This is a genomic window from Cellulomonas sp. ATA003, assembly GCF_031582905.1.
Classification (GTDB): domain Bacteria; phylum Actinomycetota; class Actinomycetes; order Actinomycetales; family Cellulomonadaceae; genus Pengzhenrongella.
Genome location: NZ_CP133990.1, coordinates 324,465 through 336,590 on the forward strand (window position 1 = coordinate 324,465; position 12,126 = coordinate 336,590).

Genomic DNA, 12,126 nt, shown 5'->3' on the forward strand with positions numbered 1-12,126 from the left:
GAGACGCGTGATCCTGGGGTACACCGCGCAGCAGGTCAGGGACGCCGAGGAGCCGCTGCTCGCGGCCGGTCCGGAGGGTGCGCTCATGGCGCAGGCGGCGTTCGGCCTCGCCGTCCGCGTCTGCCGGCTGCTGCGCGAGCGCCGCGGCGGCGTCCGGGGCGCGTCGGTCGTGGCCCTCGTCGGCCCGGGGTCGAACGGCGGGGACGCGCTGCACGCGGGCGCCGAGCTCGCCCGTCGTGGCGTCGCGGTCGTCGCCGTGACGACGTCGTCGGCCGTGCACGGCCCGGGTCTCGCCGCGCTGCGGGCCGCGGGCGGCCGGGTCCTCACCGTGGTCGACGACGGCGCGGGCCGCCGGGTCTGGGTGGGTGACGCCCTCGCGGAGGCGGTCGCCGCCGACGTCGTCCTCGACGGGCTCCTCGGCATCGGCGCGCACGGTGCGCCGCGCGGGGTGGCCGGCGAGCTCGTCACGCTCCTCGCCGAGCTCCTGGCCGACGACGCCGCCCCCGGCGCCCCGGACGTCGTCGCGGTCGACGTCCCCAGCGGCATCGGCGTCGGCGACGGCGCCCGATCCGGCCCGGTCCTGCCCGCCGACCTCACGGTCACGTTCGGGGCGGTCAAGGCCGGCCTCCTGCTGCCGCCGGCGACCGGCGCCGCCGGGGACGTCGACCTCGTCGACATCGGCCTCGACCTGAGCCCCACGCCGCCGACCGTGGCCCGCCTCGAGCCGCACGACGTCGCGGACCTGTGGCCGGTGCCCGGAGCGGGCGCGCACAAGTACACACGCGGCGTCGTCGGCGTCGTCGCCGGGACCTCGGTCTACCCGGGAGCGGCCGTCCTCGCGGTCAGCGCGGCGGTGCTCGCCGGGGCCGGGATGGTGCGGTATCTCGGCCCCGAGCGGGTGGCCGACGCGGTGCTCGCCGCGCGCCCCGAGGTCGTCACCGGTGGCGGGCGCGTGCAGGCGTGGGTGCTCGGCCCCGGCGTCGACCCGGACGACGCCGAGCAGGCCGGACGCGTCCGGGACGCGCTGGCCGCCGCGCTGCGCGACGACCTGCCCGCCGTCGTCGACGCCGGTGCGCTCCGCCTCCTGCCCGACCGCGTCCCGCCGTCGGTCGTCCTGACGCCGCACGCCGGGGAGCTCGCGACGCTCCTCACGGCGCGGGGGAGTCCGTCGACCGCGGAGACGTCGACGCCGAGCCGTTGCGCTGGGCGCGCCGCGCGCACGAGCTGACCGGTGCCACCGTGCTGCTCAAGGGGCCGACGACGCTCGTCGTCGGTGCTGGCGGGTCGGTGTGGAGCCAGGCCGACGCACCGGCGTGGCTCGCGACGGCCGGGGCCGGGGACGTCCTCGCCGGGGTCCTCGGGACCCTGCTCGCCGGCCGGTCGGCCGACGTCGCCGCCGACCCGGCGCTCGCCGCCGCGCTCGCGGCCGCCGCCGCGCTGCTGCACGGCCTCGCGGCGCACCGGTCCGGTCCCGGTGGCCCCGTGCACGCGCTCGCGGTGGCCCACGCGGTGCCGGGCACGGTCGCGGCCCTGCTGGGCGGCGCAGGGACGGCCGTGCCGGGGCCGCACGCGCTGCCCGCGGTGCCGCCGGGCGCACGGGGCCAGGACCTCCCGGTGGGACACTGGCGCGCGTGAGCTCCTACCCCGCCCGCGCCGTCGTCGACCTCGGTGCGATCCGGTCCAACGTCCGCGCGCTCGCGGACCACGCGCCGACCGCCGCGGTCATGGCCGTGGTCAAGGCGGACGGGTACGGGCACGGCCTGCTGCCCACGGCCCGCGCCGCCGTCGACGGTGGCGCGACCTGGCTGGGCGCCGCGCAGGCGGACGAGGCCCTCGCGCTGCGCGCCGGTGGCCTGGACGTCCGGGTGCTGACCTGGCTGTACTCCACCGGCGTCCCCATGGAGGCGCTGCTCCTCGCCGACGTCGACCTCTCCGTCGCCGCCCCGTGGGCGCTGGACCGCGTGGTCGCCGCCGCCCGCGCGACCGGCCGCACCGCGCGCGTGCACCTCAAGGTCGACACCGGCCTCGGGCGCAACGGGCTGACGCCGGCCGACCTGCCGGACGTCCTCGACGGCGCCCTGCGCGCCCAGGCCGAGGGCGCGCTGCGGGTGACCGGCGTGTGGTCGCACCTCGCGTTCGCCGACGAGCCGGACCACCCGACCGTCCGCCGGCAGGCGGAGGTCTTCGCCGACGCCGTCCGGGTCGTCGAGGCCGCGGGGGCCACGCTCGAGGTCCGGCACCTCGCGAACTCCGCTGCCACGCTGACCAACCCCGCGATCCACCACGACCTCGTGCGGCCCGGGCTTGCGGTCTACGGGCTGTCCCCGGTGCCGGCGCTGGGTGGTCCCGGCGCGTACGGGCTGACCCCGGCGATGACCCTCGAGGCCGAGCTCGCCACGGTCAAGCGCGTCCCCGCCGGCCACGGCGTGTCCTACGCGCACGCCTACGTCACGCCGGCTGAAACGGTGCTCGGCGTCGTGCCGATCGGGTACGCCGACGGCGTGCCCCGGCACGCGTCCGGGTCGCTGCCGGACCACCCCGGCGGGCCCGTGCAGGTCGGCGGTCGGCGCAGCGCGGTCGCCGGACGGGTCTGCATGGACCAGTTCGTGCTCGACCTCGGGCCGGACGCCCGGGACGTCGCGGGGGATCGGGTCGAGCTCTTCGGCACCGGCGCCGCCGGTGGTCCCACCGCCGAGGACTGGGCCCGCGCCGCGGGCACGATCTCCTACGAGATCGTCACCCGCGTCGGCGCGCGCGTCCCGCGGGAGTACGTGGGCGAGGCGCCGTCCGACGCCGCCGCGGCCGGCGCCGCCACGGACCACGAGGGCGGCCTCGCCGGCGCCGTCGCGACCGGCGGGAGCGCGGCATGACCGAGCCGGACGTGACCCGCACCGAGCTCGCCGACGCGGACGCGACCCGCCGGCTGGGCCGCGCGCTCGCCGGGCTGCTGCGTGCGGGCGACCTCGTCGTGCTGACCGGCGACCTCGGTGCCGGCAAGACGACGTTCACCCAGGGCATCGGGGCCGGTCTCGGCGTCCGCGGTCAGGTCGCCTCGCCGACGTTCATCATCGCCCGGGTGCACCCGTCGCTGACCGACGGACCGGCGCTCGTGCACGTGGACGCCTACCGCCTGGGGTCGCTCGACGAGGTCGACGCGCTCGACCTGGACGCGAGCCTCGACGAGTCGGTCACGGTGGTGGAGTGGGGCGAGGGGCTCGTCGAGTCGCTCGCCGAGGACCGCCTCGAGGTGTCGCTGCGCCGCCCGCGTGGCGGTGCGGGCACGCTCGGCGTCGGCGGGTCGGGCCCGGCCCGTGCGGCGTCCGGGGAGGACGAGGACGCCTCCGCCGGCACCCGGGTCGTCGAGCTGCGGGGCGTCGGACCGCGCTGGGCCGGGGTCGAGCTGCCGGTCGTAGGCTGACGCGCGTGCCCGTCCTCGCTCTCGACACCTCGGCCGCCGTCGCCGTCGCGCTCACCACCGACGAGGGCGCCCCGCTGGCCGCCCGCCACCTGACCGAGGAGCGGCGCCACGCCGAGCTGCTCGCGCCCATGGTCACCGACGTGCTCCGCGACGCCGGGGTCGACCGCCGGGACCTCACCGCCGTCGTCGTCGGCACCGGTCCCGCGCCGTTCACCGGCCTGCGCGTCGGGCTGGTCACCGCGCGCACCCTCGCCCTCGCCCTCGGGGTGCCGGTCCTCGGGGTGTGCAGCCTCGACGCGCTCGCGGCGCAGGCCGTCGCCGACCTCGGGCTCGCGCCGGGCGGCGAGGTCCTCGTCGCGACCGACGCCCGGCGCCGCGAGGTCTACTGGGCGCGGTACCGCGTCGGCCCCGCCGGCGACCCAGCCGGCGACCCAGCCGGTGCTGCAGAGGTCGAGCCGCTGACCGGACCTGCGGTCGCCCGTCCCGCGCAGCTCGCGGACGACGGCGTGGCCGACGGCGCCGTCGTTGTCGGGCGCGGCGCGGCGCTGTACCCCGACCACCTCACCGGGGCCGCGGGTGCCCCGCTCGACCCCGACCCGGCGGTCCTGGCGCGGCTCGCGCTGGCCCGCCGGACCCGCGGCGTCGCGCAGCCGTCCGAGCCGCTGTACCTGCGCCGCCCCGACGTCATGGAGCCGGCCGCACGCAAGCGGGCGCTGGGATGAGCACGGGGACGAGCGGAGCGCCGGGCGACGCCGTCGCCGTGCTCCGGCCGCTCACCACGGCGGACCTGCCGGCACTGGTCGACCTCGAGCGCGAGCTGTTCGGCGCGGGGGCGTGGTCGGCCGCCATGCTCGCCGAGGAGCTGGCGGGGCCGGGACGCTGGTACCTCGGGCTCGCGCCGGGACGGGAGGCGCCGCCCGTGGGGTACGCCGGCCTGTGGTTCGACGGCGACGACGCCCAGGTCATGACGATCGGCGTCGCGACCGCCCACCAGGGACGCGGCCTCGGGAGGCTGCTGCTCGACGGGCTCGTCGACCGCGCCCGCGAGCTCGGGGCCGCGTCCGTGCTGCTCGAGGTGCGCGTCGACAACGCGCCGGCGCTCGCGCTGTACGAGCGCGCCGGCTTCGCGCGGCTCGGCCGGCGGCGGGGCTACTACCAGCCCGAGAACGTCGACGCCTTCACGATGCGGCTCGCGCTGTGAGGGCCGGTCGCGATCCGGCCGACGACGCCCGCACCCGGGTGCTGGTCGACGCCGCCACCCTGGCCCGGCTCCTGGAGGCAGGTGCGCCGGTGACCGTCCTCGACGTCCGCTGGGCGCTCGGCCGCACCGACGGGCGCGCCCAGCACGCCGCCGGGCACGTGCCGGGCGCCGTCTACGTCGACCTCGACACCGAGCTCGCGGCGCCGCCGTCGGCCGCGGCGGGACGTCACCCGCTGCCCGTGCTCGCCGACCTGGAGCGCGCGGCCCGGCGCTGGGGCGTGCGCGCCGGTGTGCCGGTGGTCGCGTACGACGCGGTCGGCGGGATGTCCGCCGCCCGCGCGTGGTGGCTGCTGCGGTGGGCCGGGCGCACCGACGTGCGCCTGCTCGACGGCGGCGTCGACGCGTGGGTCGCGGCCGGTGGGACGCTCGAGATCGGCGACGTCGTGCCCGCGCCGGGGGACGTCGTCCTGCGCCCGGGTGCCCTGCCCACGCTGGGCGCCGACGGCGCGGCCGCCCTCGCCGCGGCGCCGGACGGCGTCCTCCTCGACGCGCGCGCGGCCGAGCGCTACCGCGGCGAGGTCGAGCCGGTCGACCCGCGCGCCGGGCACGTCCCCGGTGCGGTGAGCCTGCCGACCGCCGGGAACCTCACGGCGGACGGCCGGTTCGCCCCGGCCGGCGTGCTCCGCGACCGCTTCGCCGCCACCGGGGCGGTGGACCGGCGTCCCGTCGGGGTCATGTGCGGGTCGGGGGTCACCGCGGCGCACGAGGCGGCCGCCCTCGCGACCCTCGGCGTCGAGGCCGCGCTGTACCCGGGGTCGTGGTCCCAGTGGTCCGCCGACGGCGCCCGCCCGGTCGCCGTCGGCCCCGACCCGGGCTGACGCGCCGCGGGAGCGTCAGACCTCGGCGGAGACCTGGTCCCAGCTCAGCCGCGGCGCGCGGGGCCGGACCGACTCCGGACCGGCGGGCGTGCCGACGTTGAGCACCATGATCGAGCGCCAGCCGTTGTCGGCGAAGAACTCCGCGTCGATGCCGGTGGCGTCCATGCCGGCCATCGGGCCGACGTGCAGCCCGGCCGCGCGCAGCCCGACGATGAGGTAGCCGGCCTGGAGCCAGGCCGAGGACCGGGCGAGCGCCTCGCGCGCGTCGGGGTCGGGGAACATCCCGTGCGGGTCCGGCAGGTGCGGGGCGAGCACGTCGAGGTGCTCGTGGAAGTCCCGGTCCGCCGCCACGACGAGCGTCAGCGGCGCGGCGAGCACGCGGGCGCGGTTGCCCTCGGCCATGTGCGCGGCGAGGCGCTCGCGGCCCTCCGCCGAGCGGACGACGAGCGTCCGCATCGGGACGGTGTTCATCAGCGTCGGTCCCCAGCGCACGAGGTCGTGCACCGCCTCGAGCTGGGCGTCCGTGACCTCGCCGTCGGCGAAGGCGTTGACCGTCCGCGCCTCCCGGAAGAGCAGGTCCGCGACGTCGTCGCCCACGGCCAGGCCGCTCGGGGTGAAGTCGAGGTCGTCCAGGGCGGTGGTGTCGGTGCTCATGACAGGTCGAACCAGCGGGCGGGGAGCGGCTTCCGGCGGCCGGTGTGGGCTGCGTCACGCGGCGGGCGCGACGGTGTCCGGGCGCACCGGTGCGGCGCGGCCGGACGCCGCACCGCCCCACCCGCCGCCGTTAGCCTGACGCCATGGCGCTCCCCCTCGTCCTCGGCATCGAGACCTCGTGCGACGAGACGGGCGTCGCCCTCGTGCGCGGCGACGATCTGCTGGTCGACGCGGTCGCCAGCTCGATGGACGAGCACGCGCGGTTCGGCGGGATCATCCCCGAGGTCGCCTCGCGCGCCCACCTCGAGGCGATGGTCCCCACGGTGCAGCGCGCGCTCGACACCGCCGGCGTCGGGCTCGCCGACGTCGACGCGATCGCCGTCACCGCCGGCCCGGGGCTGGTGGGTCCGCTGACGATCGGCGCGGCCGCCGCCAAGGCGCTCGCGGTCGGCCTGGACGTCCCGCTGTACGGCGTCAACCACGTCATCGGGCACGCCGCCGTCGACGAGCTCGTGCACGGGCCGTTCCCGGAGCGGCTCATGGCCCTCGTCGTCTCCGGCGGGCACTCCTCGCTCCTGCTGGTCGACGACATCGCCACCGACGTCACGGAGCTCGGCTCGACCCTCGACGACGCCGCCGGTGAGGCCTTCGACAAGGTCGGCCGCCTGCTCGGCCTGCCCTACCCCGGCGGGCCGCACATCGACCGGCTCGCGCGCGAGGGCGACCCCGACGCGATCCGCTTCCCCCGTGGGCTGACCGCCGCGAAGGACCAGGAGCGCCACGCGTACGACTTCTCGTTCTCCGGCCTCAAGACCGCGGTCGCCCGCTGGGTCGAGTCGTGCCAGGACGCCGGCCGCCCGGTCCCGGTGCCCGACGTCGCCGCGTCGTTCGCCGCCGCCGTCGCGGACGTCCTGACCGCGAAGACCGTCGCCGCCTGCCGTCGGCACGACGTGGGCACGCTCGTCGTCGGCGGCGGGTTCTCCGCCAACTCCCAGCTGCGCGAGCTGATGGCGACGCGGTGCGCCGACGCCGGCATCGAGCTGCGCATCCCGCCGATCCGGTACTGCACGGACAACGGCGCGATGATCGCCGCGCTCGGCGCCGCCGCGGTGCGCCGCGGACTCGAGCCGTCGTCGCTCGACCTGCCGGTCGACTCGTCGATGCCGCTCACCCGCGTCACCGTCTGAGCCGCGTCACCACCTGCGCCGCGTCTCCACGTGGCGCGAGCAGTCCGAGCCGCGTCGGCGCGTGACGGCTCGCTACAGCGGCCGGCCCGCCCGCATCTCGTCGACGAGCGACTGCACGACCGCCCCGAGGTCCCCGCCGTTGCGTCGGGCGACGGCGCGCTGCCGCTGGTAGGACGCGCCGCGGTCGAGGATGGTGTGCACCCCGCCGAGCTCGTCGGTGCAGCCGAGCCGCGCCGCGGTCGGCTCGAGGTCCGACACCAGACGGCGGACGGCGTCGGTGACGAGCTCTTCGTCGCCCTCCTTGTTGAGGATGATGATCGCGTCCATGCCGTAGCGCGCCGAGCGCCACTTGTTCTCCTGCACGAACCACGGCGGCATGACGGGCAGCTCGCGGCCCTCGTCGAGCATCGTCGAGAAGTGCTCGACCAGGCAGTGCATGAGCGCGGACAGCGCCATGAGCTCGGTCTGGTTCGTGGTGCCGTCGCAGACGCGCATCTCGAGCGTGCCGAACCGCGGGGACGGCCGCACGTCCCAGCGGACCTCGTCGAACTGGTCGATGACGCCGGTGTGCAGCATGTCCGCGACGTACCCCTCGAGCTGCTCCCAGCGCTCGAACTGGAACGGCAACCCGGCCGTGGGCAGCTGCTGGAACATCAGCGCACGGTTGGAGGCGTACCCGGTGTCCTTACCGCCCCAGAACGGGCTCGACGCGGACAGCGACTGCAGGTACGGCAGCGCGGTGAGCACCGCACGGGAGATCGGCAGGACCTTGTCCCGGTCCTCGATGCCCACGTGCACGTGGACGCCGTAGATGAGCATCTGCCGGCCCCACCACTGGGTGCGGTCGATGAGCGTGGCGTACCGCTCCTTGTCGGTGACCTTCTGGTTGTTCCACCGCGCGAAGGGGTGCGTGCCGGCGCACATGAGCTCGACCCGCAGCGGGTCGGTGACCGCGCGCACCTCGTCGATCGCGCGCTGGAGGTCGGCGCCGGCCTCGCCGACCGTCCGGCACACCTTGGAGACCATCTCGACCGTGTTGAGCAGCAGCTCCTGGCGGATGTTCGGGTGCTCACCGCCGTCCGCGGGCCGGACGGCGTCCAGCACGGTCGTCGCGACCTGCCGCAGGTCGCCGGAGTCGGCGTCGACGAGCGCGAGCTCCCACTCGATGCCGACGCTCGAGCGGGCGGACTCGGCGAAGGGGAGCCGCATCAGGCCACCTCTCCGATGCTCGCAGGGGGCGTCACGGGCTCGACCACGAGGACCTGCTGGGAGCCACCGACCCGGGTGAGGACGACGGTCGCCTCCGCGTCACCGCGCAGGTCGAGCTGCTTGCGCAGCTGCTCGGGGACGACGGCGGTCCCGCGCTTCTTGATGGTCAGCCGTCCCACCCCGCGCTCGCGCAGGTACGTGCGCAGCCGCTTGAGGCCGAACGGCAGCGTGTCGACGACCCGGTACGCGGTCGCGAGCGGGGTGTCGTGCAGGGCGTCCGCGGTGACGTACGCGATGGTCGGGTCCACCAGTCGTCCGTCCACGTCGCGGGCGACCTGGGACACCAGGCCGGCGCGGATGACGGCGCCGTCGGGCTCGTACAGGTAGCTGCCCACCGCGCCGACCGCGGCCTGACCCGCGCCCTCGTCGCGGACCGCGAGCGCCGAGCCCGCGCGCAGCACGAGGGCGCTGCGGCCCGGGCCGTCCGTGCGCAACGGGCCGAACCACAGCCCCGCCTCGACGACGTCGCCGCCGACCGAGACCCACTGCGTCTCCGCGTCCGGTGGCAGCGCGCCGTGCGGGATGCCGGGGCCCACCTTGATCCCGAGTGCGGGGACCTGGGCGGTCAGCGCCTGCACGGCGTCCAGCGGGGGCTCGTAGGCGGCCGGGTCCCACACACGCCGGCCGGACGTGACGCGGCGGGCCGGGTCGGCGTAGACGCCGTCGACGCCCTCGGCGCGCAGGTCGAGCGTCAGGCCGTCGTCGTGCCGGACGACGGCGTCGGGGAAGTGCCGCAGGTTCACCGTCGCGAGCGCCGCGGTGAGCTCGTCGCGGTCGACCGCCAGCACGGCGAGGCCGACACCGGCGAACGCCAGGGCGTCGGCGCCGATCCCGCACGTGAGGTCGGCGACCCGGGTGACGCCCGCGTCGACGTAGCGGCGGGCGTGGTGGGCGGCGACCGTCAGTCGCGTGGCCTGCTCGAGGCCGGCCGCAGTGAACAGCATCCCATCGGCGAAGGTGTCGAGCTTCGCGTGGGCCCGGGCCCGCAACCGGGACTGCGTGAGCGCCGCGGCGACGAGGTCGGGGTCGACGCCGTCGCGGCGCAGCTGCTCCGAGATCGCCATGGTGCGGCCTTCGTCGTACGGCGGCAGGCCCGACAGCAGCGCCCACCCCTCAGGGCTGAGCAGCTTGGTGAGCCCCGCGGCGTCCATGCGCCGATCCTGCCACGACCCCCTCACGGGCGACCTGGGGAACCGCGCCACCGGCCCGGGTTAGCACTCGCCTTGACCGAGTGCTAACGCGTTCCTAGAGTGACCGGTGGCGCTCCCGTCAGGGCGTGCCACCGCACCCCATCCCGGCTCGACCGGCACCCGCGACGACGGCGGGCCGGACCAGGGTGCTCCACCGGACATCAGCAACTCACACGCGAAGGGGAGGTCCGCAGTGTCGGTCTCCATCAAGCCGCTCGAGGACCGCATCGTGGTCAAGACGCTCGAGGCAGAGCAGACCACGGCTTCCGGCCTGGTCATCCCGGACAGCGCCAAGGAGAAGCCCCAGGAGGGCGAGGTCCTGGCAGTGGGCCCGGGTCGCATCGACGACAACGGCAACCGCGTCCCGCTGGACGTGGCCGTGGGTGACAAGGTCATCTACAGCAAGTACGGCGGCACCGAGGTCAAGTACTCCGGCGAGGAGTTCCTCATCCTCTCGGCTCGCGACATCCTCGCGATCGTCGAGAAGTGACGACTGCCTGATCTCAGGCGACGGGCCTCGCGCCCGGCACCACGACAGCGCCCCCACCCGGTCCTCCGGGTGGGGGCGCTGTCGTCGGGGAGGGGCCTGTCGCGTCGACTCGTCAGCGGGGGTCGGCGGCTGCAGGGACGACGACGCCCCCGCACCCGGATCTCCCCGGGGGCGGGGGCGCTGCCTGTCGTGCTGTTCGCTGAGCTGGTCTCAGACCGCTTCGCGGGCGGCGGCCGGCTTGGCGAGGACGGCGGCACGCTCGTCCTCCGAGAGCCCGCCCCAGACGCCGTAAGGCTCGCGCACCTTCAGCGACTGCTCGCGGCACTCCTGGATGACCGGGCAGGTCGCGCAGATCGCCTTGGCGGCCTCCGCGCGACGGCGGCGGGCCGAGCCTCGTTCACCCTCGGGGTGGAAGAACAGGGTGTCGTCCGCATCGCGGCAGGCGCCTTCGAACTGCCACTCCCACAGGTCCATCACGGGTCCGGGCAGACGCGAGATCTCGGTCACGAGGTCCTCCTTGACGATGCACGGCCCGCTCCAGGTGCGGAGGGGTCCGTCCGTTCTTGCGATGTTGGTGACCGGCCGTTGCTGCGCCGGTGACCCGAACGCTACAACCGAGCCAGAAGTTGTTCAAGTACCTCGTCGGACCGATTCACGAGCAACTTCGGCTGCAACGGTGCAGGCCATCCGGCCCCCGGCGCAGATGCGCCCCGTGCCTGGCCGCCGGTCCCGCCGGTGGTGATCGCTCCATGGGGTCGGCACAATCGGGCCATGACCTCCACTCGGGACCGTGGCGACGACGTCGCCCGGCCTCGGCCGTCGCGCTCCGACGCCCCGCCCGAGGTCCCCGCGCTGACGGTTGCCGCCGTGGCCCGCCGCCTCGGGGTCGCGCCGGCGACGCTGCGGACGTGGGACCGGCGGTACGGCCTCGGTCCCTCCGAGCACTCGGCCGGGTCGCACCGTCGGTACACCGCCGACGACGTCGCCCGCCTCCTCGTCATGCGCCGGCTGACCCTCGAGGGAGTCGCACCGGTCGAGGCGGCTCGCGCCGCGCGCGACGCCGACCCGGCGCTCGCCGGTGACTCCGGCGCCCGGATCCTGCCGCACACCCCGACCGGCGATGCCCCGGCGCGGGCCGCCACCCCCGCCTCGCTGGTCGAGGCCGCTCTCGCCCAGGACGAGGCGGAGTGCCGCGCGCAGCTCGCGTCGGCCGCCGACGACGTCGCCGCGTGGTGGACCGGTCTCGTCGAGCCCGCCCGGGCCGGCCTCGCGAGCCGGACCGTCCTCGCCCGCCCCGGCGAGGACCCGGAGGCGGTGCTCGAGGCGTCCGTGCTCGCCGTCCTGCGTGCCCGCCCCGTGCCGGCCGAGGTGCTGGCCGCCGTCGGGCAACGGGTCGTGCTGCTGCTGGCCCCACCCGACCACGCCCGTCCGCTCGCGCTGCACGCGCTGGCCGCCGCGCTCACCGACCGCGGCGTCGACGCACGGGTGCTGGCGGGGCCGGTCGACCGCCATCGCGTCCTGGAGCTCGCGGTCATGGTCCGACCGGTCGCCGTCGCGCTGGTGGGCGAGCAGCCCGCACCCGACCTCGCGATCGTCGGCGAGCTGCACGCGGCCCAGCCCGACCTCCCGCTGTTCGTCGGGCTGGTCGACGACGAGGCGGCCGCGACGCTCCCGCTCGACCACGCCGTGCACCGGGCGCGCAGCTTCACCGGCTTGTTCCACGAGGTCCTCGCCGTCTCGCGTCCCTGAGCGCGTTCGACCGTGCCGCCCGGCGGGACCCGTGACGCGGGAACCAGTGGCGCGCGCCGACGGGGAGCACACAACGGGGCCGCGCAGGAG

At 76.5% G+C, this 12,126-nt stretch carries 14 protein-coding genes; 10 read left to right on the forward strand and 4 right to left on the reverse strand.

Annotation, left to right across the window (positions count from 1 at the left end):
- The first annotated feature begins 7 nt into the window (after positions 1–7).
- From REH70_RS01685 to REH70_RS01715, 7 genes are read left to right on the forward strand one after another with little or no spacing between them, the layout of a single operon-like run.
- Positions 8–1,228: an NAD(P)H-hydrate epimerase gene (locus REH70_RS01685; RefSeq protein ID WP_310751479.1), complete on the forward strand. Its 1,221-nt coding sequence runs from the start codon at positions 8–10 to the stop codon at positions 1,226–1,228.
- On the forward strand, positions 1,198–1,635 hold the full coding sequence (locus REH70_RS01690) for an NAD(P)H-hydrate dehydratase (RefSeq protein WP_310751482.1): 438 nt from the start codon (positions 1,198–1,200) through the stop codon (positions 1,633–1,635). Before REH70_RS01685 ends, REH70_RS01690 begins: the two co-directional genes overlap by 31 nt.
- The gene (alr, locus tag REH70_RS01695) at positions 1,632–2,870 is read left to right on the forward strand and encodes an alanine racemase (protein WP_310751485.1); all 1,239 of its coding nucleotides are present in this window, start codon (positions 1,632–1,634) and stop codon (positions 2,868–2,870) included. The genes REH70_RS01690 and alr overlap by 4 nt, the downstream gene beginning before the upstream one ends.
- Positions 2,867–3,418 (forward strand): tRNA (adenosine(37)-N6)-threonylcarbamoyltransferase complex ATPase subunit type 1 TsaE, encoded by a 552-nt coding sequence (gene tsaE / locus REH70_RS01700; RefSeq protein ID WP_310751488.1) that lies wholly within the window; start codon positions 2,867–2,869, stop codon positions 3,416–3,418. The genes alr and tsaE overlap by 4 nt, the downstream gene beginning before the upstream one ends.
- A 5-nt stretch (positions 3,419–3,423) precedes the next feature.
- On the forward strand, positions 3,424–4,140 hold the full coding sequence (tsaB, locus tag REH70_RS01705; RefSeq protein ID WP_310751491.1) for a tRNA (adenosine(37)-N6)-threonylcarbamoyltransferase complex dimerization subunit type 1 TsaB: 717 nt from the start codon (positions 3,424–3,426) through the stop codon (positions 4,138–4,140).
- Positions 4,137–4,619, forward strand: a complete 483-nt coding sequence (gene rimI, locus REH70_RS01710) for a ribosomal protein S18-alanine N-acetyltransferase (RefSeq protein ID WP_310751494.1) — start codon at positions 4,137–4,139, stop codon at positions 4,617–4,619. The genes tsaB and rimI overlap by 4 nt, the downstream gene beginning before the upstream one ends.
- Positions 4,616–5,497 (forward strand): sulfurtransferase, encoded by an 882-nt coding sequence (locus tag REH70_RS01715; protein WP_310751497.1) that lies wholly within the window; start codon positions 4,616–4,618, stop codon positions 5,495–5,497. Before rimI ends, REH70_RS01715 begins: the two co-directional genes overlap by 4 nt.
- A 15-nt stretch (positions 5,498–5,512) precedes the next feature.
- On the opposite strand, the gene REH70_RS01720 is transcribed toward REH70_RS01715, so the two are convergent.
- A complete protein-coding gene (locus REH70_RS01720; protein ID WP_310751499.1) occupies positions 5,513–6,151 on the reverse strand; it encodes a malonic semialdehyde reductase in 639 nt (212 codons plus the stop codon).
- 143 nt (positions 6,152–6,294) lie between these two features.
- On the opposite strand from REH70_RS01720, the gene tsaD reads away from it, so the two are divergent.
- Positions 6,295–7,338 (forward strand): tRNA (adenosine(37)-N6)-threonylcarbamoyltransferase complex transferase subunit TsaD, encoded by a 1,044-nt coding sequence (gene tsaD, locus REH70_RS01725; RefSeq protein WP_310751502.1) that lies wholly within the window; start codon positions 6,295–6,297, stop codon positions 7,336–7,338.
- 72 nt (positions 7,339–7,410) lie between these two features.
- Here the strand turns inward: tsaD and REH70_RS01730 are convergent, their stop codons facing one another.
- Together REH70_RS01730 and REH70_RS01735 are read right to left on the reverse strand one after the other, a co-directional pair.
- Entirely contained in the window at positions 7,411–8,547 is a 1,137-nt protein-coding gene (locus REH70_RS01730) for a glutamate--cysteine ligase (RefSeq protein WP_310751504.1), read from the reverse strand.
- Positions 8,547–9,758, reverse strand: a complete 1,212-nt coding sequence (locus REH70_RS01735) for a class I SAM-dependent methyltransferase (RefSeq protein ID WP_310751508.1) — start codon at positions 9,756–9,758, stop codon at positions 8,547–8,549. Before REH70_RS01735 ends, REH70_RS01730 begins: the two co-directional genes overlap by 1 nt.
- A gap of 232 nt (positions 9,759–9,990) precedes the next feature.
- Here REH70_RS01735 and groES point away from each other — a divergent pair, with 232 nt between their 5' ends.
- Positions 9,991–10,287, forward strand: a complete 297-nt coding sequence (groES, locus tag REH70_RS01740; RefSeq protein ID WP_298456233.1) for a co-chaperone GroES — start codon at positions 9,991–9,993, stop codon at positions 10,285–10,287.
- 210 nt (positions 10,288–10,497) lie between these two features.
- Here groES and REH70_RS01745 read toward each other — a convergent pair whose 3' ends face one another.
- Entirely contained in the window at positions 10,498–10,794 is a 297-nt protein-coding gene (locus tag REH70_RS01745; RefSeq protein ID WP_310751513.1) for a WhiB family transcriptional regulator, read from the reverse strand.
- A 264-nt stretch (positions 10,795–11,058) separates the two neighbouring features.
- On the opposite strand from REH70_RS01745, the gene REH70_RS01750 reads away from it, so the two are divergent.
- On the forward strand, positions 11,059–12,036 hold the full coding sequence (locus tag REH70_RS01750; protein ID WP_310751515.1) for a MerR family transcriptional regulator: 978 nt from the start codon (positions 11,059–11,061) through the stop codon (positions 12,034–12,036).
- Positions 12,037–12,126 lie beyond the last annotated feature (90 nt).